This window comes from Erwinia sp. S43 (assembly GCF_016624745.1).
GTDB lineage: Bacteria > Pseudomonadota > Gammaproteobacteria > Enterobacterales > Enterobacteriaceae > Erwinia > Erwinia coffeiphila.
Genome location: NZ_JACVTX010000009.1, coordinates 159,121 through 180,915 on the forward strand (window position 1 = coordinate 159,121; position 21,795 = coordinate 180,915).

At 54.8% G+C, this 21,795-nt stretch carries 21 protein-coding genes; 12 read left to right on the plus strand and 9 right to left on the minus strand.

From position 1 onward, the window contains the following. Nucleotides 1-58: 58 nt before the first annotated feature. The 6 genes from IBT47_RS13500 to IBT47_RS13525 all read left to right on the plus strand — a co-directional run bounded on the left by IBT47_RS13500 (nt 59) and on the right by IBT47_RS13525 (nt 5,891). A complete protein-coding gene (locus IBT47_RS13500) occupies nt 59-1,582 on the plus strand; it encodes an ABC transporter substrate-binding protein (RefSeq protein WP_200560820.1) in 1,524 nt (507 codons plus the stop codon). Then, nucleotides 1,579-2,514, plus strand: a complete 936-nt coding sequence (locus IBT47_RS13505) for an ABC transporter permease (RefSeq protein ID WP_200560821.1) — start codon at nt 1,579-1,581, stop codon at nt 2,512-2,514. Before IBT47_RS13500 ends, IBT47_RS13505 begins: the two co-directional genes overlap by 4 nt. Next, on the plus strand, nt 2,511-3,311 hold the full coding sequence (locus IBT47_RS13510; protein ID WP_200560822.1) for an ABC transporter permease: 801 nt from the start codon (nt 2,511-2,513) through the stop codon (nt 3,309-3,311). Before IBT47_RS13505 ends, IBT47_RS13510 begins: the two co-directional genes overlap by 4 nt. Further along, nucleotides 3,308-4,759 carry an ABC transporter ATP-binding protein gene (locus IBT47_RS13515; RefSeq protein WP_200560823.1) on the plus strand — a complete coding sequence of 484 codons (1,452 nt, stop codon included), beginning with the start codon at nt 3,308-3,310 and terminating at the stop codon, nt 4,757-4,759. Before IBT47_RS13510 ends, IBT47_RS13515 begins: the two co-directional genes overlap by 4 nt. A 596-nt stretch (nt 4,760-5,355) precedes the next feature. Further along, entirely contained in the window at nt 5,356-5,607 is a 252-nt protein-coding gene (locus IBT47_RS13520) for a type II toxin-antitoxin system Phd/YefM family antitoxin (RefSeq protein WP_200560824.1), read from the plus strand. Further along, nucleotides 5,604-5,891 carry a type II toxin-antitoxin system RelE/ParE family toxin gene (locus IBT47_RS13525; protein WP_200560825.1) on the plus strand — a complete coding sequence of 96 codons (288 nt, stop codon included), beginning with the start codon at nt 5,604-5,606 and terminating at the stop codon, nt 5,889-5,891. Before IBT47_RS13520 ends, IBT47_RS13525 begins: the two co-directional genes overlap by 4 nt. Nucleotides 5,892-6,424: 533 nt before the next feature. Here the strand turns inward: IBT47_RS13525 and IBT47_RS13530 are convergent. Both IBT47_RS13530 and IBT47_RS13535 read right to left on the minus strand, forming a co-directional pair. Then, a complete protein-coding gene (locus IBT47_RS13530) occupies nt 6,425-7,453 on the minus strand; it encodes a methionine synthase (protein ID WP_200547847.1) in 1,029 nt (342 codons plus the stop codon). 27 nt (nt 7,454-7,480) lie between these two features. Then, complete coding sequence (locus IBT47_RS13535; protein ID WP_200547848.1) at nt 7,481-8,464, minus strand: DUF1852 domain-containing protein; 984 nt, start codon at nt 8,462-8,464, stop codon at nt 7,481-7,483. A 574-nt stretch (nt 8,465-9,038) separates the two neighbouring features. Here IBT47_RS13535 and IBT47_RS13540 point away from each other — a divergent pair. Both IBT47_RS13540 and IBT47_RS13545 read left to right on the plus strand, forming a co-directional pair. Continuing rightward, a complete protein-coding gene (locus IBT47_RS13540) occupies nt 9,039-9,545 on the plus strand; it encodes an ATP-binding protein (protein WP_200560826.1) in 507 nt (168 codons plus the stop codon). 368 nt (nt 9,546-9,913) lie between these two features. Next, nucleotides 9,914-11,905 carry a TonB-dependent siderophore receptor gene (locus IBT47_RS13545; protein ID WP_234471888.1) on the plus strand — a complete coding sequence of 664 codons (1,992 nt, stop codon included), beginning with the start codon at nt 9,914-9,916 and terminating at the stop codon, nt 11,903-11,905. 57 nt (nt 11,906-11,962) lie between these two features. On the opposite strand, the gene IBT47_RS13550 is transcribed toward IBT47_RS13545, so the two are convergent. Next, nucleotides 11,963-13,078 carry an ABC transporter substrate-binding protein gene (locus tag IBT47_RS13550; protein ID WP_234471889.1) on the minus strand — a complete coding sequence of 372 codons (1,116 nt, stop codon included), beginning with the start codon at nt 13,076-13,078 and terminating at the stop codon, nt 11,963-11,965. Between the two features lie 192 nt (nt 13,079-13,270). Continuing rightward, entirely contained in the window at nt 13,271-13,660 is a 390-nt protein-coding gene (locus IBT47_RS13555) for a carboxymuconolactone decarboxylase family protein (RefSeq protein WP_200560828.1), read from the minus strand. Nucleotides 13,661-13,759: 99 nt separating this feature from the next. Here IBT47_RS13555 and IBT47_RS13560 point away from each other — a divergent pair, with 99 nt between their 5' ends. Next, the gene (locus IBT47_RS13560) at nt 13,760-14,665 is read left to right on the plus strand and encodes a LysR family transcriptional regulator (RefSeq protein WP_200560829.1); all 906 of its coding nucleotides are present in this window, start codon (nt 13,760-13,762) and stop codon (nt 14,663-14,665) included. 254 nt (nt 14,666-14,919) lie between these two features. Next, nucleotides 14,920-15,831, plus strand: coding sequence for a LysR family transcriptional regulator (locus tag IBT47_RS13565; RefSeq protein WP_200560861.1), 912 nt, complete (start codon nt 14,920-14,922; stop codon nt 15,829-15,831). 21 nt (nt 15,832-15,852) lie between these two features. On the opposite strand, the gene IBT47_RS13570 is transcribed toward IBT47_RS13565, so the two are convergent. Together IBT47_RS13570 and gstA are read right to left on the minus strand one after the other, a co-directional pair. After that, nucleotides 15,853-17,031: an MFS transporter gene (locus tag IBT47_RS13570; protein WP_200560837.1), complete on the minus strand. Its 1,179-nt coding sequence runs from the start codon at nt 17,029-17,031 to the stop codon at nt 15,853-15,855. Nucleotides 17,032-17,206: 175 nt separating this feature from the next. Further along, nucleotides 17,207-17,806: a glutathione transferase GstA gene (gene gstA / locus IBT47_RS13575; protein WP_200560839.1), complete on the minus strand. Its 600-nt coding sequence runs from the start codon at nt 17,804-17,806 to the stop codon at nt 17,207-17,209. A gap of 129 nt (nt 17,807-17,935) precedes the next feature. On the opposite strand from gstA, the gene IBT47_RS13580 reads away from it, so the two are divergent. Next, complete coding sequence (locus IBT47_RS13580) at nt 17,936-18,814, plus strand: LysR family transcriptional regulator (protein ID WP_200560841.1); 879 nt, start codon at nt 17,936-17,938, stop codon at nt 18,812-18,814. A 22-nt stretch (nt 18,815-18,836) separates the two neighbouring features. Here the strand turns inward: IBT47_RS13580 and IBT47_RS13585 are convergent, their stop codons facing one another. After that, the gene (locus IBT47_RS13585) at nt 18,837-19,481 is read right to left on the minus strand and encodes a Qnr family pentapeptide repeat protein (protein ID WP_200560842.1); all 645 of its coding nucleotides are present in this window, start codon (nt 19,479-19,481) and stop codon (nt 18,837-18,839) included. A 248-nt stretch (nt 19,482-19,729) separates the two neighbouring features. Between IBT47_RS13585 and IBT47_RS13590 the strand changes: the two genes are divergently transcribed. Further along, nucleotides 19,730-20,167 (plus strand): NUDIX domain-containing protein, encoded by a 438-nt coding sequence (locus tag IBT47_RS13590; protein ID WP_200560843.1) that lies wholly within the window; start codon nt 19,730-19,732, stop codon nt 20,165-20,167. 173 nt (nt 20,168-20,340) lie between these two features. Here the strand turns inward: IBT47_RS13590 and IBT47_RS13595 are convergent, their stop codons facing one another. Then, entirely contained in the window at nt 20,341-20,928 is a 588-nt protein-coding gene (locus tag IBT47_RS13595) for an HAD family hydrolase (RefSeq protein ID WP_200560844.1), read from the minus strand. A 43-nt stretch (nt 20,929-20,971) separates the two neighbouring features. Further along, the gene (locus tag IBT47_RS13600) at nt 20,972-21,757 is read right to left on the minus strand and encodes an arylamine N-acetyltransferase (RefSeq protein WP_200560845.1); all 786 of its coding nucleotides are present in this window, start codon (nt 21,755-21,757) and stop codon (nt 20,972-20,974) included. Nucleotides 21,758-21,795: the final 38 nt, after the last annotated feature.

Genomic DNA, 21,795 nt, shown 5'->3' on the forward strand with positions numbered 1-21,795 from the left:
CGGCGCAGGCGTTTGTCTGCGCTGTTCCATTTTCTCTGGATTAAGGATTGATATTCTGATGCGCAAAACTGTTTTATCGCCGCTGCTGGCGCTGATGCTGACCGCCGTTTCGGCGGGTGCCTTCGCGGATGCTCCGCGCGTGGCGAAGCTGGTGGCCCCGTTTGAGATTAAAGGCACCGATCCCACGCTGTCGGGCGACATCTTCCTGAAAATGTCGATTGTTGAAACGCTGATTAATGCCGATGCCGCCGGAAAACCGCTGCCGGGCCTGGCCAGCAGCTGGAAGGTCAGTGATGATGGCCTGGCGTGGCGCTTCACTCTGCGTTCCGGCGTGACCTTTCACGACGGCAGCCCGCTGACCGCCGACAGCGTGGTCAACGCATTGGAAGTGGCGCGCAGCCAGCCGGGCCTGCTGGATAAAGCTCCGATTACCGCCATCCGCGCCGAAAAGGGGGAGGTGGTGATTGCACTCAGCCAGCCGTTTACTCCGCTGCTGGGGCTACTGACCGAGAACCGCGCGCAGATCCTCGCGCCTGCCTCCTATAATGCCGAACATAAAGTGGTGCAGGTGATCGGCAGCGGGCCTTACCGCCTGACCTCATTACAGGCACCGCAGAAGCTGACCGTCAGCCGCTATGACGGCTACTGGGGCGATAAACCGGCCATTGAACAGGCCAGCTATATGTCGGCGGGCCGTGCGGAAACCCGCGCGCTGATGGCCGAAAGCGGCGATGCCGATATGGTGTTTAACCTCGATCCCGCCAGCCGCGCCAGGCTAAAGAAAAATCCACAGCTGACCCTGCTGGCGGTGTCGATTCCGCGCACCGTGCTGGTGAAAGTTAACGCCGGGCATCCGCTGCTGAACGATGTCCGCGTGCGCCAGGCGCTGAGCCTGGCGATCGATCGAGAAGGGATTGCCCGCGCTATTCTGCGCTATCCGGCTGCGGCCGGGCAGCTGTTCCCGCCGTCGGTGGCGCAGTGGCATAACGCCAGCCTGGCACCGCTGACCACCGACACTGCCCGCGCGCGCGAACTGCTGGCGCAGCTGGGCTGGCAGCCGGGCGCTGACGGCATCCTGCAGCGCGACGGCAAGCCGTTCTCGCTGACGCTGACTACCTATCCCGATCGCCCGGAACTGCCGCTGATTGCCGCCGCGATCCAGCAGCAACTGCGCGAAATCGGCGTGCAGTTGACCATTAACTCGACCAACTCCGGCGAAATCGCCTTAAAACATCACGATGGCTCGATGGAGCTGGGACTGGTGGCGCGTAACTTTGCTCTGACCCCGGACCCGCTCGGCACGCTGCTACAGGACTACCCGCCGCAGGGCGGAGACTGGGGCGCGATGAACTGGTCTGACACTACTTTCAATCGCACGATGGCCCAGCTTGTGCGCGGCAGCAATCCGCAAGAGAGCGACGCAGAGCGTCAGCAGCTGACGCGCATTCTGCAAACCGAGCTGCCGACCATCCCGGTAGCGTGGTACCAGCAAACGGCGGCGGTGTCATCGCGCCTGAGCGGTGCCGCTCTCGATCCGTTTGAACGCACCTTCGGGCTGGAAAAAATGAGGTGGCGTGAATGATCCGTCTGCTCGGTTTCCGTCTGCTGCAGGCCGGGCTGGTGGCGCTGCTGGTGGGCGGTCTGACCTTCGTGCTGATGCGCATGCTGCCCGGTGATGTCGCCTATCGCATCGCCGCCGGACGCTACGGCTACGATCGCGTCGATGCCGCTGCCGCGCAGGCCGTACAGCAGGAGCTGGGGCTGGATCGCCCGGCCTGGCAGGCGCTGGCAGACTGGTTTATGCAGCTGCTGCGCTTTAATCCAGGCAATTCGCTGGTCTCCGGCGAGCCGGTGATGGGCGAAATTGCCCATCAGCTGGGGCAGACAATGCATCTGGCGGCGGTGGCCCTGCTGCTGTCGCTGCTGATGGGGCCGCCGCTGGGCATTATTGCCGGGCTGTCCCCCGGCGGTAAGCTGGATCGCCTGCTGCTGGCGATCTCCACCACGCTACGTGCGCTGCCGCACTTCGTGCTGGGGCTGATCCTGGTTTTGATCTTCGCGCTTGGGCTTGGCCTGCTGCCCGCCGCCGGATATGGCGATGCTGAGCACGTGCTGCTGCCCGCGCTGACGCTGGCGCTGGGGCTGGCTGCGGTTTCCAGCCGGGTGGCGCGTAATGCTATGCGTCAGGTGACGGAATCACAGTGGTACAGCTTTGGCCGCACCAAAGGCCTGAAGCCGGGAACGCTGTTCTGGCGGCACGGCCTGCGCAACGTCAGCGTACCGGTGGTCACTTATCTGAGCGTACAGTTTATCTATCTGGTTGAAGGGGTGATCGTGGTGGAAACCCTGTTCGCCTGGCCTGGAATTGGTCACGCGCTGGTGCATGCCATTTTCCACCGCGACGTGCCGATGATTCAGGGGACCGCGCTGATTATGGGGCTGATGTTTGTGTTGCTTAATGCGTTGAGCGACGGCCTGTGCTACCTGCTGGACCCACGGAGAAAAACCGCATGATGACGCTGTTACGAAAGGCCTCACCCGCGCAGCTGGCGGGGGCGGCGATCCTCCTGCTCCTGCTGATCTTTGCTTTTGTGCTGCCGTTAATCTGGCCGCAGGACCCGGTGCGTCAGCAGCTGATGCTGGCGCTACAGTGGCCGGAATGGCAGTCGCCGTTTGGCTACGATCACCTTGGCCGCTCGCTGTTTGCCCGCCTGACGTCGGCCATTCGGCTGTCGCTGGGCCTGGCGCTGGTCAGCGTACTGAGTGCGATGATCCCCGGCATCCTGCTGGGCGTGCTGGCGGCGTGGCGGGGCGGAATTGTCGACCGCGGCATCGGCCTGCTGTCGGATACGTTTCTTGCGCTGCCGGGGCTGCTGCTGGTGCTGCTGCTTACCGCGCTGGTGCCGGATTCGGCGCTGATGCTGTATGTCGGCATCTCGCTGCTGCTGTGGGTGGAGTATTTTCGTCTGAGCCGGGCGATTGCCCGGCCGATACTGAACTCACCGGCGGTGCAGGCTTCACGCCTGCTGGGCTTCGGTCCGTGGACGATTTTCCGCCGCCACCTGTGGCCGGAAATGGCCCCCATGGTGCTGACCGTCGGTGCCTTCGGTGCAGCCAGCGCGATTATGGCGATTGCCGCGCTGGGCTTTGTCAGCGTCGGCGTGCGTCCGCCCACCCCGGAGCTGGGGCTGATGATGACCGAAATGCTGCCGTACTATGACGAAGCGCCGTACGCACTGCTGCAGCCGGTGGCGGTGGTATTTTTACTGGTATTAAGCCTGCTGCTGCTGGCAGGGAAGGAGAAAGCATGAGCCTGCTGGAGATTGAAAATGCCGCAGTCAGCGGTGACGGCGTGATGGTTGAACCGCTGTCATTTGTGCTGAACCCCGGTGAACCCTTTACCCTGTTGGGCGAAACCGGCTCGGGGAAAAGCCTGCTGGCTCAGGCGGTGATCGGCACGCTGCCGGCCGGACTGGCTGCCAGCGGCACGCTGCGAATTGACGGTGAAGCTTACGATCTGGCTGGCCGTCCGGCGATGGCGCTGTGGGGGCACCGGCTGGGGATCTTGCCGCAGGAGCCGTGGCTGGCGCTTGATCCGACCATGCGGGCTGAACAGCAGGTGGCTGAAGGTTATCGCTACGTGCGCGGTATGGAAAAAAGCCCGGCGCTGCGGGCGGCCAGGGACGATCTGGACGCACTGGGTGTCGGGCACGCTGCGGCTCGCCTGCCGCAGGCGCTGTCCGGCGGCATGGCCCAGCGCGTTGCTTTCGCCGCCGCGCGGGCGGGCGGGGCTCAGATTATCGTCGCCGATGAACCGACCAAGGGGCTGGACGTGGCGCGCCGCGATGAGGTTATCGCGCTGCTGATGCAGGAGGTGCGCGCGGGCGGCGGGCTGTTCACTATCACCCACGACATTGAACTGGCTCGCCAGATCGGTGGTGAAGTTGCGGTGATGCTACACGGTAAGATTATCGAACGCGGCAGGGCGGAGCAGGTGCTGGATCATCCTCAGCATCCGTATACCCGCCAGCTGCTGGCCGCCGATCCGAGCCGCTGGCCGCTGCGCGAACACAGGCCGCACGGCGGTCAGGTGGTGCTGGAGGCAAAAAACCTGAGCAAAACGCGCGGCGGCAGGCAGCTTTTTTCCGGTCAGTCGCTGAGGGTGCATGCCGGAGAGGTGATTGGTATCACCGGGCCGAGCGGCTGTGGTAAAAGCAGCTTTGGCGATATCCTGCTTGGGCTGCTGGCCGCCGACGGCGGTGAGGTTAAGCGCGATCGCCAGCTGGCGGCGGTGAAGTATCAGAAAATCTTCCAGGACCCGCCATCGGCCTTTGCGCCCCGGGTGACGCTGCGCCAGGCGCTGGCGGATGTGGTACGCCACCATAAGCTGGATGCCGGGCGTATTGCACCGCTGATGGCGCGGTTAAAGCTGCAGCCTGTGCTGCTGGATCGTTTGCCCGGTGAGATTTCCGGCGGTGAACTTCAGCGCTTTGCGCTGCTGCGCGTGCTGCTGCTCGATCCGGTGTTTCTTTTTGCCGACGAACCGACCTCGCGCCTTGATGTGTTGACCCAGCAGCAGACGGTGGAGCTGATGGTCGAGGTGGCGGCGGAGCAGAACTGCGCTCTGCTGGTGGTGAGTCACGATGAGGCGTTAATCGATCGGATTAGCCATCGGCGGATTCGTTTTGGCGGTGAGGAAGTGGTTCAGGATATGGGGCGGTCGGCGGTGGCAGTTCCTGCTTTCAACCCGTTAAATTAAGACGCTGTACATTCCGCGTCTGGCTTATCGGGGCTGGCCAGAACGCGGACCCGCTGTCACATCCATGTCCGCTCGGCCTCGCACATCCTTGTGCTCGGACGGTCCGCTTATCCGTCCAGCCCCGATTGCCTGAGTGTTTTGGTGTTGCTGCCGGAGGAAGAACATTCCAGGACTTAACGGACTGGTTCGGTGCTGCATGTACAGTGTCTGGCGTATCGGGGCTGGCCGGAACGCGGACCCGCTGTCACGTCCATGTCCGCTCGACCTCGCACATCCATGTGCTCGGACGGTCCGCTTATCCGTCCAGCCCCGATTGCCTGCATGCTTCGGCGTTGCTGCCTGAACAACCGAGTCTTCTTCGGCAGCAACGCGATGGTCTGAAAGGGGAGAACGTTACGGGACAGGTTAGCCGGGTGTCTGCCGCACGGATGCGGCAGTCAAGCCTCCAGGGAGGGATTCACGGCGACCCGGCGATCTGCCCGTAACGGTCAACCCATTGACTGATCTCGCCGCGAAAACAGCCAATCCAGTACTTGTTAACCAGTCTTTTATTTTGTACTTTAAAGACCTGTTAAACAGTCTCGAAAGGTATTCCCATGCCACACCTTATTCTAAGCGATACCAGTGCCAGCGTTAGTGAACTGAAGAAGAATCCAATGGCAACCGTTAACGCAGGAGAGGGTTACCCGGTTGCTATTTTAAATCGTAATCAACCTGCTTTTTACTGCGTGCCTGCGGAACTGTACGAGAAAATACTTGAAGCGCTCGACGATAATGAACTGGTAAAAATGGTGAGTGAGCGTAGCAATCAGCCCCTGATTGATGTGGATCTGGACAGTTACCTATGAGGTATACGGTTAAATTCAGGGAAGATGCGCTGAAAGAGTGGCAGAAGCTGGATAAGACCATTCAACAGCAGTTTGCTAAGAAACTGAAGAAATGCTGTGATAATCCACATATTCCCTCGGCCAAACTTCGTGGCGTAAAGGATTGTTATAAAATTAAACTTCGCTCGTCGGGTTTTCGTCTGGTGTATCAGGTGATTGACGATAAAGTTATTATCGCCGTTGTCGCGGTGGGTAAACGAGAACGTAGTGAGGTTTATAATCTGGCCAGTGAACGGTTGAGATAGTCTGCTGAATTAGCAGATATTGATAACGTTAGAGTCCCTGCTCCTGCCGTCTCTGGTTCTGCACCTTGCGGGCCGGAATGCTGACCAGCTATCACGTTTCTGTGCTCGGGGGGAATCGCTGCACATTCCGCATCTGGCTTATCGCGGCTGGCCGGAACGCGGACCCGCTGTCACATCCATGTCCGCTCGGCCTCGCACGTCCATGTGCTCGGACGGTCCGCTTATCCGTCCAGCCCCGATTGCCTGCATGCTTCGGCGTTGCTGCCTGAACAACCGAGTCTTCTTCGGCAGCAACGCGATGGTCTGAAAGGAGAGAACGTTACGGGACAGGTTAGCCGGGTGTCTGCCGCACGGATGCGGCAGTCAAGCCTACATGGACGTATTTACGGCGACCCGGCGATCTGCCCGTTACGGTCGCCCCGTACATGGAACTAACCGCGATCTACCCGTAATGGTCGCCATGTTTACCGATTATTCAGCGAAAATAACGAACACAGAAGGCGGCACATCCCTGTGCCTGAACAATCCGTTTATCAGGCAGAAAGCTCTTTACGAACGATCTCTGCACCGGCGCTCAGGGCTTCCAGCTTGCCGGTAGCAACCTGACGGGATAACGGCGTCATACCGCAGTTGGTTGATGGATAAAGCTTATCGGCATCCACGAACTGCAGCGCTTTACGCAGCACATCGGCAACCTGTTCCGGCGTCTCGACGGTGTTAGTGGCCACATCGATCGCGCCGACCATCACTTTTTTACCGCGAATCAGCTCAATCAGATCCATCGGTACGCGGGAGTTCATGCACTCCAGTGAAACGATATCGATGCTGGATTTCTGCAGTTTCGGGAACACCTCTTCATACTGGCGCCACTCGGTGCCCAGCGTTTTTTTCCAGTCGGTATTGGCTTTGATGCCATAGCCGTAGCAGATATGCACAGCCGTTTCGCACTTCAGACCTTCAACGGCGCGTTCCAGAGCGGCGATGCCCCAGTCGTTCACCTCGTCGAAGAAGACGTTGAAGGCTGGCTCATCGAACTGAATGATATCGACACCGGCCGCTTCCAGCTCTTTCGCTTCCTGGTTCAGGATCTTAGCGAATTCCCACGCCAGCTTTTCACGGCTTTTGTAGTGACCATCATACAGCGTGTCGATCATGGTCATTGGACCCGGCAGCGCCCACTTAATCTGCTTATCGGTCAGCTTACGTAAAAACTTCGCATCTTCCACGAAAACGGGTTTTTTACGTACTACTTCACCAATGACCGACGGCACGCTGGCATCGTAACGATTACGGATACGAACGATTTCGCGCTTTTCAAAATCAACGCCGCTCAGGTGTTCAATAAACGTGGTCACGAAGTGCTGACGGGTTTGCTCGCCGTCGCTGACAATATCAATCCCTGCACGAACCTGATTATCCAGCGTCAGGCGTAAAGCATCCTGTTTACCCGCAATTAACTCATCGCCTTCTAATTTCCACGGTGACCAAAGCGTCTCCGGCTGTGCCAGCCATGTTGGTTTCGGTAAGCTGCCAGCGGTTGACGTAGGTAACAAAATTTTCATGAAAAATGACCTTGTATATTGGGTGGATCAAATAGCGTAATCAGCGGACCATTCTTCAAGAACGGCCTGATAAGGTTTGATAAAGTGCAGCTCGGTGAACTTGCCTTGCTCAACGGCTAGCTGGCTACGTTCTACTCGATCGTAAACAATCAGAGTTAATGAGTGATCCTGATGATTCAGGCTTGGCTGATAGCACTGCCCGGCCGCCGAGTTCGCGTTGTAAATCTCAGGGCGGTAAATCTTCTGGAACGTTTCCATGGTGCTGATGGTCGCAATCAGCTCCATATTGGTGTAATCGCTCAGCAGGTCGCCGGTGAAATAGAAGGCCAGCGGCGCAGCGCTATTTGCAGGCATGAAGTAACGCGCATGCAGGCCCATCTTGGCGAAATAGTGATCGGTCAGGGACGGTTCGTCCTGCTGATATTCAATACCCAGCACAGGATGGACATTCCCCGTGCGGGTGTAGACGTTTTTGCTGGAGACGCTCAGGCAGATAACTGGCTGCTTGGAGAAGTGCGCTTTATACGTTTCGGACTTCACGAAGCATTTAAAAATGTTGCCGTGCAGATCGCCGAAATTCTCCGGCGTGCTGAATCCCGTTTTACCTTTATTATGCTCTGACAGCAGCACGCTGAAATCATAATCACGAACGTAGGAGGAGAAGTTATTGCCGACAATACCTTCAATGCGTTCGTTGGTTTCTTTATCAATGATATTGGTTTTTAAAATTTCAATCACCGGGAAAGCACTATTGTGATTTTCGCCAGTAATATTTAAATCAACCGAAATAATATCAAGTTCGATAGCGTAACGATCGCTTTTGGGATTATCCCAGTGCGCCAGGTTATTGAGGCGATTATTCATCATCACCAGGGCATTGCGCAGGTTTTGCTGGCGGGTTTCACCGCGGGCCAGGTTAGCAAAGTTGGTGGTGATGCGCGTATTTTCGGATGGATTGTAGTTCTCATCGAAACGCGTTTTTTTAATCGAAAAATTAAATTCTTGAGTCATGGTAACCTGCCGTCTTGATTTCTGAATTAAAGCTGAATTTATTTATTGCCTTCTCAAATTTGCAATGTTCTTCTGGCTTTTCACTTCAGCAATCTTCATGATTGTCTATAGTAATTAATGCACATTTTATGCCAGACTATTTGCGTGAGGAAAAGTGATTTAATTTCACCGAACATGAAGGAATTTCATGATCGCGTGGGGGCGATGCGGTTTTGGACATGTTTGCAGATTCAGCGTCTGGCTTCAGTCGCTTCAGTCTGCGGGCATGGCGTATCGGGGGTGTACGAACACGGGCCTGCTGCCACGCCCCTGGCCGCTCGGCCTCGCACGTCCAGGTGGTCATGGGCCCGTTTATCCGCCCATCCCCGATTGCCTGCATGTTTCTGAGTTGCAGCCTAAAAACCCGCTGCTTTCTCCTTCATGCTCTGCTAAGTTAAAACAATGAACAATACTTTCTCGGCGTCATCCCACTCAGCGATCATTATTATCACCTCCTATACTCAGGTGGGATAACGCACGTCATTTTCCCGCCGGTAAGGCGGGCCTTACCGGTCATCAACCAGTGAGGTCAGTTATGAATAGCAATACGCCAGTAAAGACAGAAAAAGCCACGCTCCACCTGCTGTGTGGAAAAATCGCCTCCGGTAAATCTACGCTGGCTGACAAACTATCCGCCTCTCCCGGTACTCTGACCATCAGTGAAGATCGCTGGCTTGCTGCACTTTATGCCGGTGAAATGCATTCCGTCGCCGACTATGTGCGCTGCACCGCGAAGCTCAAAGAGGCGATGAAACCGCACCTGGTTTCCTTACTTCAGGGCGGCGTTTCGGTGGTGCTGGACTTTCCGGCAAATACTCGGGCGAATCGCGACTGGATGATGAGCATTGTTGAGGCATCCGGCGCAGATAATCGGCTGCACTATATGAACGTCTCTGATGACGTATGCAGAGCGCGTTTGCGTGCCCGTAATGCGGAAGGTTCACACGATTTTGCGGCGACGGATGCACAGTTTGAATTAATCACCCGCTATTTCACCGAACCCGGAGTGGATGAAGGTTTTGAGGTGATTGAATACCGTTAAGTCCTTCTCCTTTGCCCCTGCTTGATATGTTTTATTGGCGCAGGGTGGGATCTTTCTTATTGTTAATATATTTCACCAAGATATTCATTATATTTGAATAACAATCTGAATTTTATCCCATCCGTTGCCCGGCCTGCTCTCCAGCCGTTCGGACCATTTTGAATAAAGGAAAAACCTGACTTTTAAGTGACTTGACAAAAATTTACTTTCAGCCGTTGGCTATTTCGCTTTCATTGATAATGGTAATGTCTATCAAACTCATTACTAATTGCTAGAAATATTCCGAGCGAACAATGAAACGCACAAAAATAGCTACTGCTTTAACATTCATTCTGGCCAGTAACATGGCCTGGGCCGCGGAAGAAACGATGACCGTTTCAGGCAATATTCTTGGAGATTCGCGGGCCGAAGAGGTGAGAACCTGGGCCGGAAGCCGAACGGTCATTAGTCACGATCAGTTGCAAAAAGGTGCTAACCGTACGCTGGACGATGCGCTACAGCGCGTTCCCGGGGTGAAAATTCAGGATGAGACCGGTACTGGCATTCTTCCGCAGATTTCCGTACGTGGTCTTTACGACAGTCGCAGCGGCCGGGCCCAGTTGCTGGAGGATGGTATTCCGCTGGTACTGGCTCCGTATGGTCAGGAAGGCATGTCTCTGTTCCCGGTCAGCTTCGCTACCATCGATAGAATTGATGTGGTTCGTGGCGGAGCGGCGGTACAGTACGGCCCGAACAACGTGGGGGGCGTCATCAACCTGATCAGCAAGCCCATTCCACTGAAGTGGGAAAATGAAATCGCCGAGCGCGCAACCTTCTATGGGAAAGGCCGAAACCTCTGGGATACCTACCTGCGTACCGGCGGCATGCTGAATGATGATTTCGGCCTGCAGGTGGAAGCGAACCAGGTAAAAGGGAACTCATTCCGCGCTGACAGCGCCAGCGAAGTGCAGAACCTGCGCGTGCGCGGCCTGTGGAATATCAATGAAGATACGACGCTTAACCTCTCCTATCAGTATTACGATGCTCATGCCGACCTTGCCGGTGCGCTAACCGCGGACGACTATCGCCGCGATCGTCGGCAGAATACCCGTCCGTGGGATAACTATGATGGCCACACAAAACGCTACAGCGCAGTCTATAACCAACAGCTGGGTTCCCTTGGATTCATCGACCAGGCAGAATTTAACTGGATGTTCTTTGGCCATGAATCCAAACGTGATTTCCACGTTGGAATGAGCAAAGTCGCTGGTCTAAGCTGGAATCCATCGCTACCTGCCGACATTGTTCAGAACTCACCACGCAGCTTCAAAGTCTGGGGCACGGAACCACGCCTGAGCATGGACATCAATGGCAATAGCGTGAACCAGCAGTGGATCATCGGCGGGCGCTTTGTCAGTGAAGAAGTGGATTATCAGGTGCGTCAGAAAACGCTGGCGACCGGCACCACGGCAATCACTCGTGACTGGAGCTTTGATGACCGGGCCTGGGCAGGGTATATCAGCAACGCCGTAAAACTGTTTGACGACGCGCTCACCATCACCCCGGGAATGCGTTTTGAGCATGTGAATGAGAAATACACCGATAAAAATAGCGGTCAGCACTTCTCTTCTCCGGACGATCAGTGGCTGCCAGGCTTGACGGTCGGCTACCAACTGACCCCTACGTGGTTCCTGTATGCCGATATGCAAAAGAGTCTGCGCCCGGCACAGGTTACGCAGATCGTGAAGGGGGGCGATGTCAGTTCCGAACTGGCGTGGAACTATGAGAGCGGCGTGCGCTATACGCCGACGAAAAATGTCAGTCTTCAGGCCGGGTTGTACCGCATCGACTATAAAGATCAGATTTCTTACGACAGCGTCAGCGACAGCTACCTGAACATTGGCCGCACACGTCACCAGGGCGTGGAGCTGGAAGGGTTCTGGAGCCCGGAAGCGGTTGAAGATCTTAAACTGCACGCCGGTTATGCATACTTGCAGGCTGAGCAGCGTAATGGTCTGAATGCCGGGAAAGACGTGCCTTATGCTTCACGCACTCAGGTCACCCTGGACGGTAGCTATGACTGGCGTGGCACCACTTTCTCGCTGGCGGGCTATTACTTCAGTAAATCGTATTCTGATGCGGCCAATACACGTGAAGAAAACAGTGCCGGTTCAGTTGGGCAACTGCCTTCCTACTGGGTATGGAATGCACAGGTCAGCCGCGACCTATACAAATCTAACGATACGCTGCTTAACGGTTATGTTGGCGTTAATAACCTGTTCAACCGCGACTACTGGTTCCGCGGTATCGACACCAGCCCGTGGGGACGCCAGCCTGCACCGGGTCGTTCCGTTACTGCCGGACTTAGCCTGAAGTTCTGATTAACGGTAAAATAACGCCAGCTTGAGAGAAGCCAGTTCGTAGTGAACTGGCTTTTTTTATGGCTGTAAGAAGAACAAACCGCTATAGGGAAGGCCAACGTATTCCCGATAGGCAGTGGCGAGATCGGCCTGCGGATCGACATCGGCGAAGGCCTGAGGATGAAAAAGTTTGGCCATGGCTTCCAGCGCAATCACATTAAACGGACTATCGTAAAACTGATGATAGATCGCCATGATCCGCATTGATTTATCTGCTGACAACACGCTAACTCCCTGCCGCTGCATGAGCGATTGTAAGCGGGGCAGAGCACTGGCTCGCGTGGCTTCATAGCCTAGCGCCACGGCCTGCGACGTGCCGCCGCGCTGGCTCCAGTCCGCTCCACTCATCAGATAAACATCCGGGCGCGCAACGATCAGCAGTTCCGCGCTGATGTCTCCGCCCTGAGGTGGGACTTTATCGGCCATCAGGTTTCGTCCGCCTGCTACCGGAATAAACTGACCAAAGCTTTCACGCCCGAACACGGCACAGCAGCCGTCGCCGGCCATCCCGGCATGATTTTCAAACACCACGCCCGGCCACTGTGATTGTGGAATTGCCGCGACTCGCTGCGCTGTCCGTTCCAGCAGACTTTGCCAAAGGTTGAGAAATCTGTCGGCGTTCTGCTGTTCACCGGTCACCTGCCCGAGCAGGCGCAGACTTAAAGGTGTGTTGGTTAATGGCTGCTGGCGAAAGTCGATGAAAATCGCTGGAATGCCCATTTTTTCCAGCAGCGCCAGAGTACCTTCATTCTGTAGCCTGGGAAGAATGCCAATATCAAACACGACAAGGTCAGGCTGTAGTGCGCTGGCATTTTCGACGCTGAATGTGCTGCGATAGGGATTGATAAATGTTGGAATAGCCGACAGCTTTGGCGCGCTGCGTGTAAAGTAGCGCGCCATATCCGGCGCGCGGGTTTTCAGTGAATCATCCCAGGCGACGATGCCTTTTAGGGGATCGCCAGGGTGCAGTAAGCTCATTGGCAGTAGCATACGGCTGTCGGCCAGTATCACTCGCGAAACCGGTGCATTAACGGTAACGTGCCTTCCGGCAATATCGATGACTTCAACGGCGGCCGACCAGCCGTGAAGGGGCCATAGCACTAAATTTAACAACAACAGCCTGATGTAGTTCAATTACTGGTTTCCCTTGTTACGGCCTGAATTTGCTCAACATAATAGCAGTTTGTATGATGCGGTTCAGTCACTTCAGCTTCAGTTTCCTCTCCCGGCGTATCGGGGTTTGCCGGAACGCGGACCCGCTGCCATGTATTGTACTCGGCTGATTTTACTCACCTCATCAGCATGATGCTGACGAGGTATTTTCGCCTAGCTCTGTTCCACCCCATTCAAAATGTCGCGAATATTTACCAGCGCGTTACGCACCGCTGCACCTCCGGCGTAAAAAACCAGCTGGAGCACGGTTTCAATAATCTCTTCGCGGCTTGCCCCGGCATTCAGCGCGGCCTGAGCATGCGCCCGCAGCTGCGGAACCGTGTGCCCAAGCGTAACGCAGGAGGCAATCACCACCAGTTCGCGCGTTTTAGCATCCAGACCCGGCCGGGCAAGGATTCCACCCATCGCCCACTCGATCGAGATATCGGTAAAGTCGGGGCAAATATCCGCCATATCCTGGCGTAACGCTTCTCCCGCACCGTTACCATACAGTTGATTAAATAAGGCTAAACCGCGTTCGCGAAGTTCTGGATTTGAAATCATTTTAAGCTCCTTCATCAAGTGAAGTGTCATTAAAACTCACTGACAAAAGTTGATAAACGGCAGTATATTTGTATCTTTCACAAGCATGGTTTGATAATCGTGAATAAACTGGAAAGTATGGCGGTATTCGTTCGCGTGGTTGAGCGGGGGAGTTTCAGCGCGGTGGCGGACGATATGCGTCTGAGTGGAACGATGATCGGGCTGCATATTAAAGCGCTGGAGTCACATCTTGGCGTTCGTTTACTTAACCGCACAACGCGCCGCCAGAGCCTGACGGACTTCGGCCAGGAATATTATCAGCGCTGCCGCCGCATTCTGGCCGACATTGAAGAGACGGAGTCACTTGCTCAGGTTCAGCAGCAAGATCCCCGTGGAAAACTGAGAGTCGCATGTACTGTCTCTTTTGGCGTTCATGCACTTTCGCCCGTTACGGCCCGCTTCCTTACCCGCTGGCCAGAACTGACCCTTGATTTGGTGCTGAGCGATAAGGCCATCGACATGGCCGAGGAAAGCATCGACGTGATGATAAAAATCGGCGATCTGGAAAACCTGAACTCGCTGGTCGCGCGCCCGCTGGCGTCCTATCGTTCGATCGTATGCGCTTCGCCCGCTTATCTGCATGAAGCAGGGACACCTGCAACGCCTGAAGAGCTTAGCCGACATCGCTGCCTGGGTTTTGCTCATCCCCTTGCCGGCAGTGAATGGACACTTCATCAAGGAAACAAGTCAATCAGGGTTCCGGTGAATATCGTAATGTCGGTGAATAGCGGCGAGGCCTTGCGCAGCGCGGCACTTAACGGCCTGGGAATTATGATGCAGCCAGAAGTGCTGATAGCCGATGATGTGCGAGAGGGTAGATTAGTTCCGCTATTAAGCGAGTACCAGCCTGTCGCCAAACCGGTGCATATTGTTACTTTTGCCGATAGGCGACAGCTGCCAAAAATCCGTCTGTACGTCGATTTTTTACTGCAGCAGTTTCGAGAATCGCTTTGCCTGGCGGGATAGCCCGGATAAATCAGTACCAGCCCGTGCAATATGTTGATGTGAAACAGTGCCTGAATCAGCATCCTGTATCCCTGAATTCACCAATGTTATTTATGTCGGGCGGATAAGTGGGTTTTATTCGTCTCTGTGCGGACTTAGATTCAACAATTACACGCCATAATAATGAGTATCTTTGTTGTCATTACCGGAATGACTCGGCGTGTGATATCTCACATTGCGGATTTGTTCGTGAACCATTGAATGGAATATACAGGATGCGAAATACCGATCATCTGGGTGGCATTACCGCCTTTGTCACCACCGCCCGTCAGGGCAGTTTTACCGCAGCAGCGGAGAAACTCGGGCTGACAAAATCAGCCGTCGGTAAAAGTGTTGGTCGACTGGAGGCCAGACTCGGGCTCAAACTCTTTCAGCGATCCACGCGGCGTCTTAGCCTGACTCCTGATGGCGAGCGGTTCCTGGCAAGCTGCCAGAATGCGATAGATATTCTTGAGCAGGCTGAGGCCGAACTGACCTCTCATATTGTCCAGCCTTCTGGCCGGCTTCGGGTCGATCTGCCTGCTGCGTTTGGCAGACAGCGTATTTTGCCTGTGCTGTTAGAAATCACACAGCGCTATCCCCAACTGGCCTTGACCGTTACTTTCAGCGAACGCTTTGTCGATCTCATCGAAGATGGTATTGACCTCGTTATTCGAATTGGTGAGCTTGCCGACAGCAGTGGACTGGTTGCCAGAAGACTGACCACGCAGAAATTGGTTATTTGCGCCTCGCCTGACTATTTACTGTCTCACGGTGAGCCCCTTTTATCTGAGGAACTGAACCAGCACCAGTGCGTTGTGGGGTTTCGCCGCAATCAGCCCATCTCATGGCTACTTAAAGAAAAAGAGGGCCAGATTTCACGTTACACCCCGCCCGCAACACACGAGTTTGCTGACGGTGATGCCATTTTAATGGCGACGCTCGCTGGCTGCGGACTTTCACAATTACCACTGTGGCTGGTTAGCAAACATCTGGAATCAGGGGCTCTCAAAGAGGTACTGATCGGACATTCCGGTGGCGAAATGCCCATCAGCGCGCTGTGGCCTAAAAACCGCCAGCTGCTACCTAAAATCCGCTACGTCGTGGATACGCTGGTAAAGGCCGCAGAGGATGGCTTGCTGGACTGATTTCCCGGCGATGCGGTTGCCTCAGATCGTCTCTTTACATAACGGTGCGGATTGAGCGTCAGAACTGTGCTTGATCAGAATGCTGACGAATGCCAGTAGCGCGAAAATCACACTGCTCAGAACGACCGAATGTGTACCGAGTCGGGCGATGAACCAGCCACCCGTCAGGGAGCCGAGCGTAATTCCCAGGTTGGAAAACGACATATAAAGACTGTTAGCAAATTCAGGTGCTTCGCTGGCTTCACGCATCAGCCAGGTCTGGCTGACAACCAGGCCTGAGGAGTGGAACGCACCCCAGAACACGGTCAGCAGGCACATCAGTAACGGTGAAAAGCCTACAAACCACACCAGTAACAGAAGCACCGTGAAAAGCAGTGGGTAAAAGACAGTCGTTTTGACGACGTTCTTCTGCAGGAAGCCGCTGAACACAAAATTACCGGCAAAACCGCAGACGCCAAACAGGATCAGCATAGCGCTGATGGCGTTATTGTTCAGGTGCGTGACGCGGGACAGATAATCCGCGATGTAGCTGAAACTGGAAAACATTGCGGCAAAAATTAATGTGACGGTGGATATCGTCAGCCACAGTTTGCCTTTACGCAGTACGGAAAGCTGGCTGGAGAACGACACCTTTTCTCGGGCTGGCATTGACGGCATCAGGAATAAAATACTGATAAAGGCCAGAACGCAGGCGGCGGCACCAAAATAAAAGGCTGCTGATAAAGAAAAATGATCGGCAATCAGAGAACTGAGTGGCACCCCGAGCACCAGCCCGATCGCCACGCCCGCAAAGACTTTGGCTGTCGCGCCCGCCGCTTTTTCCTTCGGTACGGCATTAGCAGCCACGACCAGCGCCACGGCAAAGAAGATGGCATGAGCCAGAGCCGGCAATATGCGAAACACCAGCATCAGGCTGAACACGTCGGTGCTGGCATAGATCAGGTTCGACACGATAAAGACGATAAGAATGCTCAACAACACCGTTTTTTTATTAAAGCCGGAGAGCATCAGAGTGATGAAAGGCCCAGTTACGGCCACGATGATGGCATAGATACTGACCAAAAATCCCACCTGAGTCGGCGTGACGTGTAACTGAGATACCAGTTTTGGCAGCAGGCCGATGATGGCGATTTCGGTGGTGATAACGCCAAAAACAGCCACAGACAGCGCCAGTAAAAGCAGCGCGCTTTTATTTTGCATAAAAAAACCCTTGGAAAAATCGCAGATGAAATCTAAAAAGTTAAATCGCGAGAAATAATCTTGAAGCATTATTGCCCGCTTAACTTTCCGGAATACGTATCATCGCTGAGTTCCATCAGGGCGGAAATACGGGTTCAGGCGTATCTATGGCGACATAGATTCTTCAATAAAATAATTATAATTCAGCAAGCAGGGCTGCCTGTACCGCCGGTCGTGACGCGATGCGCGTCATATAAGTCGACAGCGCGGACCAGCGTTTAAGATCGATGGCGAAGAACCTGCACCAGCGCAATACGGTAAACAGATAGGCATCGGCAACGCTAAAAGTATTCCCGGCCAGATAGTCGCTCCCTGAAAGGACCTGCTGGAGGAAATCAAACCGCCGGAACAGTTTTTCGCAAATAGCCAATCGGGCTTCCTCGGGCAGTGTGGTGTTAAACAACGGTGCAGATCCTGCGTGAATTTCACTGGTGATAAAATTCAGCCACTCCTGCAAACGCAGCCGCTCCCAGCTTCCTGCCGTTGGCACCAGCCCGCACTCCGGCTTCAGTTCGGCCAGATACTGCACAATAACCGGCCCCTCGGTCAGAATCTGACCTTCTGTAAGCTCCAGCGCAGCCACATAACCCTTGGGATTGATGGCGAGAAAATCGCGTCCGTCCTCGGTCTTTTTGGTTTTATTGTCCACTCTGACCAGTTCGAACGGCAGGCCAAGCTCGCGCAGAACAATATGTGGTGACAGCGAGCAGGTATTGGGGGCGTAATAGAGTTTCATGGTGGCTCCTGGAGTGTTAACAATCAGCGATGCGCCTGTCGTAACGCGCTGTGGGCACTATGTTTATCGCGAGTGTTTCTGTAAAATTAATCTTCAAATCAATAAGCATTAGCTGAGCTACTGATCATCATGATGAATCTCCTCCACTGGCGTCTGCTGGTCGCTGCGGCAGAGGCCAGCAGCATCTCGCGTGGCGCAGAACGTGTTGGCATTACCCAGTCCGGTGCCAGCCAGGCGATTGCTCAGCTGGAAGCTTCGCTGGGATTCCAGGTGTTTATTCGTGAAAGGCGGCATTTCTCCGTCACCGCGCTGGGCGAGCAGGTAATCGCCCATGCGCGTAACATGATCGCGGAACTGGACGCGATCCGCGATCTGGCCAACGACAGTAAGGGCTTAAGCCATGGATGCATCCGGCTTGGCAGTTTTCCCTCGGTCATTTCAACGCTGCTACCGACACTGCTGCGTGACTTTCACCGCCTGCATCCGGGGATCGATCTGGTCGCGCTGGAAGGTAGCGATGAGGAAGTTGAGGAATGGCTGGCCGCAGATACTGTAGAGCTGGGAGTGGTGCTTAATCCCGAGCCCGGCCGGGCGGAGGTGGTGCTGGGGCGTGATGAGTGGGTTGCCGTGCTGCCTGCAGGCCATGCGCTTGCCCGGCGCGCAACTACCGGAGGAATCACGCTTGATGAGCTGGCCACTCAGCCTTTCATTCTGGCAACCGGCGGGTGTACGGTGAATGGAAAAAGCCTGGTGGAGCTGGCCGGGCTGCACCTGGCCGATGTAAGGGTAACCGTGCGCGACTGGATCAGCGCCTGCATGCTGGTGCGTGAAGGCATGGGCGTGGCGATTGTACCCGAATCAGCACTGCCTGAAGATCGGCGAGGGCTGCGTATGCTGCCGCTGACGCCGACCATTTACCGTGAGTTCGCTCTGGTGTGCTCCTCGGCAGGCAGGTCTTCCCGGGCAACGCAGGCGCTACTTGCAGGACTGAAAAAAAACGGCCGCTGATGTGCCTTGCAGGGCACTGTACCTAGCGGTTAACCGTAATCCCCATCCTGTCCAGCAGCACCAGCGCCTGCACGCTGTCGAGCGTCACGCCTTCAAGATTCATCCCGCGCAGGTCAAGATCGCCCAGTTCGGCACCGCTTAAATCGCAGTGGGTAACGTTGACGCTTGCCCAGTCAAATGAGGCAAATTCGCCGCCGGACAGGTCTGAGCCACTGAACGTGGCACCGCGCGCGACCACGCCGAGCCAGCGGTTGTCTTTCAGTTCACATTTTTCAAGTATGGTTTTCGAGAGATTGGCATAGCTGAGGTTGCTGCCGGTGATGATCGCGCTGCAAAACCAGCTGCGGGTGGTGATCATGTTCATAAAGCTGGTTTCACGAAAGTCCGCGCCTTGTAACCGACAATCGCGAATTTCAATGCCCAGCGCGCTGGCATTTCTGAAATCGGCCATGGTTAAATCACAGCTTTTAAAGCTGGCATCCTTGAGGATTGCGCGGCGGAAGTTCGCGCCCTGCTGCGTCTCTTTGTTATAAAAAATACAGCCGGTGAAGACGGTACCGGTCAGATCGGCACCGGAGAAATCACAGTTCAGAAAGGACGCGTTCTCAATCTTTTCGCCGGTGAATCTGCCCGCAACAATCTTTTCATTGTTCAGTATCAATGCCATTTAAAAGCCTGTTTATCTGCACAGTTGTTCAGCGCATTCTAATCGGGCTGCAAGGGCAAGGAAACCGCCCCGACGGGTTCAGGGCCGGAGATCGCACAAACGTCAAAATGGAAATGTAATTCAAGAAACCGCCTGCTTAACCATTACCCTGGCTGCGTGAGGTGACTGAGGGTTTCCGTTGAGAAGATTTTTGTGCGCCTTTATACTGTATGTATATTCAGTGTTGTTGATGACGGAGTAACAGCGAAATGAGTCGTGACAGATATAACCTATCGATAGCCGTCTTCGTCCTGCTTCTTAAGGGGGATGAAATCTGCATGCTGCGTAGAGGCCATACTGGTTGGATGGATGGTTGCTTCAGTTTACCCGCAGGTGGTCTGGAGCAGGGTGAAACCCTTTGCGCCGCAGCGATCAGAGAATTAAAAGAAGAAACCGGCGTTGATGCCGTGCCTTCAGAACTGACGCTGGCGCATACCATGCACGTATGGACTGAAAACCGCTCATGGATAGGGCACTATTTTATTTGTCGGGAATGGAGTGGTATTCCCTGTCTTGCGGAACCCGACAAGCATGCAGAAATAGCCTGGAAAAAAAGATCGGATCTGCCAGAAGAAACTATCCCCTATGTCCGGCAGGCCATTGCCGCCGTTGAAGACGGTGAACGTTATTCCGAATACGGCTGGTGACAGGGATCGAACACATTGCCAAGATACGGTTAAGCTTTCGAAAGCGGCTTAACCGTATAGCGATCTTTTGCGTATGGCGTTGTCACAACAGAATGGCGTTATTCTGCCTTGAAAATACCCAGCATCGCTGGGAAGTCATCGACCAGATAATCGGCCTGAGAGGCGAGCAGCTGTTACCGGCTGTGCGCACCCCACGTCACCGCACAAGTCGACACGCCTGCCGATTTTCCCATCATAATATCGGTTGTTGCATCGCCGATCATGATGGCGTTATCTTTCCCTGGCGATTCCGCCCCGAACGACTGGAGCGCGACCTCAATACCCTGAGGGTGTGGTTTATAGTGCTCAACAGAGTCGGAACCAATAAACAGATCGATATACTCCGCCAGGCCAATACTCTGAGCATTACGCTGCGCCACGTCGGTCTTCTTACTGGTGATAATCGCCGTCTTCTTGCCTGCCGCTTTTAGCTGCTGAAGAAACGCCACTGCCCCCGGAAAAGCAGTGATGTGTGTGTCACCCGCTTCCCGATAGATTTCACGGAATCGGCTAAGCAACTGGGAAAATTGTTCTTCGCTAAAGTGTGCCGCACCCATTTCACGGAATGAAATCTCAATAGGTATTCCCATAAAATGGACGATCTGCTCGGCTGAAGGAGCGGACAGGCCGAAGGATTCGAAAGCGCCACGGGTGGCAATCACCGAGCATTCTGATGAATCGGCAAGCGTGCCGTCGAAGTCAAAAAGACAATATTTGTACATTGTGTTATCTCAATTACAGGAGTGAAACATCAATGCTGCGAGATTATTCACTAAAAACCGCGCTCATCAAACCCGACCATTCTCTGGTTTTCAGCAGGCTGGACATCTCATCATCCGTCAGCTGCCTCTTTTCAACGCCATTAGCGGTAACCGTTTTCAGCATATTACCCAGCAGAATCACGCGTCCTTCGGGGAGGTGCTGCACGATTACCAGCTTTTGCACAAAAATGGCATCAGGATGCGTGGAATTAAGGTAGTTGGCCGGGGCGAAATCAATCCACTCCTGCGGGGTCAGATCGAAGCCGTATTGATTGCACCATTCGCCCTCGACCTTCGCCTGTAGCAGATACTCGCCTTTAGCATCACGGGACAGCCGGAAGGTGTCGAAGTCCTGAGAAATATCGCTATCAAGATCGTCCAGCGCCACTGGCGCGCGGATACCGTAGCTGCCGAAACCCAGGTCGCAAAGCCACTGACGGCCATCGACTTCAGCCACCACGGCCATATGGGTTTTCGGCCGACGTACAGGGTAAAACATCGGACGCGCGGCGACGAAACGGTAAGGAATTCCCAGTGCTTCCAGCGCCATGGCAAACAGCCCGTTGACCTCATAGCAGTAGCCGCCGCGGTCCCGCTGCATGAGTTTTTCGGTTATCTCTTCCGGAACCAGTGAAACAATCCTGCCCGCCTGCACATCCAGATTCTCAAACGGCACCGCAAAAAGCTGATGGCGCATGATTGCCCGCAGCGTTTCGGCGCTGGCGGCTGTCGGGCCGGTGTAGTTGATTCGGCGTAAATAGGTAGATAGATCAAAGTTGTTACTGTGCATAATGCCTCCCTGACATGTGTGTGGTTGAGACTATAGAT

What these genes read in the sequence shown, in the direction of transcription:
- IBT47_RS13500 (WP_200560820.1), top strand. Translation starts at nt 59, where the DNA reads ATGCGCAAAACTGTTTTATCGCCGCTGCTGGCGCTGATGCTGACCGCC.
- IBT47_RS13505 (WP_200560821.1), top strand. Translation starts at nt 1,579, where the DNA reads ATGATCCGTCTGCTCGGTTTCCGTCTGCTGCAGGCCGGGCTGGTGGCG.
- IBT47_RS13510 (WP_200560822.1), top strand. Translation starts at nt 2,511, where the DNA reads ATGATGACGCTGTTACGAAAGGCCTCACCCGCGCAGCTGGCGGGGGCG.
- IBT47_RS13515 (WP_200560823.1), top strand. Translation starts at nt 3,308, where the DNA reads ATGAGCCTGCTGGAGATTGAAAATGCCGCAGTCAGCGGTGACGGCGTG.
- IBT47_RS13520 (WP_200560824.1), top strand. Translation starts at nt 5,356, where the DNA reads ATGCCACACCTTATTCTAAGCGATACCAGTGCCAGCGTTAGTGAACTG.
- IBT47_RS13525 (WP_200560825.1), top strand. Translation starts at nt 5,604, where the DNA reads ATGAGGTATACGGTTAAATTCAGGGAAGATGCGCTGAAAGAGTGGCAG.
- IBT47_RS13530 (WP_200547847.1), bottom strand. Translation starts at nt 7,453, where the DNA reads ATGAAAATTTTGTTACCTACGTCAACCGCTGGCAGCTTACCGAAACCA.
- IBT47_RS13535 (WP_200547848.1), bottom strand. Translation starts at nt 8,464, where the DNA reads ATGACTCAAGAATTTAATTTTTCGATTAAAAAAACGCGTTTCGATGAG.
- IBT47_RS13540 (WP_200560826.1), top strand. Translation starts at nt 9,039, where the DNA reads ATGAATAGCAATACGCCAGTAAAGACAGAAAAAGCCACGCTCCACCTG.
- IBT47_RS13545 (WP_234471888.1), top strand. Translation starts at nt 9,914, where the DNA reads ATGACCGTTTCAGGCAATATTCTTGGAGATTCGCGGGCCGAAGAGGTG.
- IBT47_RS13555 (WP_200560828.1), bottom strand. Translation starts at nt 13,660, where the DNA reads ATGATTTCAAATCCAGAACTTCGCGAACGCGGTTTAGCCTTATTTAAT.
- IBT47_RS13565 (WP_200560861.1), top strand. Translation starts at nt 14,920, where the DNA reads ATGCGAAATACCGATCATCTGGGTGGCATTACCGCCTTTGTCACCACC.
- IBT47_RS13570 (WP_200560837.1), bottom strand. Translation starts at nt 17,031, where the DNA reads ATGCAAAATAAAAGCGCGCTGCTTTTACTGGCGCTGTCTGTGGCTGTT.
- gstA (WP_200560839.1), bottom strand. Translation starts at nt 17,806, where the DNA reads ATGAAACTCTATTACGCCCCCAATACCTGCTCGCTGTCACCACATATT.
- IBT47_RS13580 (WP_200560841.1), top strand. Translation starts at nt 17,936, where the DNA reads ATGATGAATCTCCTCCACTGGCGTCTGCTGGTCGCTGCGGCAGAGGCC.
- IBT47_RS13585 (WP_200560842.1), bottom strand. Translation starts at nt 19,481, where the DNA reads ATGGCATTGATACTGAACAATGAAAAGATTGTTGCGGGCAGATTCACC.
- IBT47_RS13590 (WP_200560843.1), top strand. Translation starts at nt 19,730, where the DNA reads ATGAGTCGTGACAGATATAACCTATCGATAGCCGTCTTCGTCCTGCTT.
- IBT47_RS13595 (WP_200560844.1), bottom strand. Translation starts at nt 20,928, where the DNA reads ATGTACAAATATTGTCTTTTTGACTTCGACGGCACGCTTGCCGATTCA.
- IBT47_RS13600 (WP_200560845.1), bottom strand. Translation starts at nt 21,757, where the DNA reads ATGCACAGTAACAACTTTGATCTATCTACCTATTTACGCCGAATCAAC.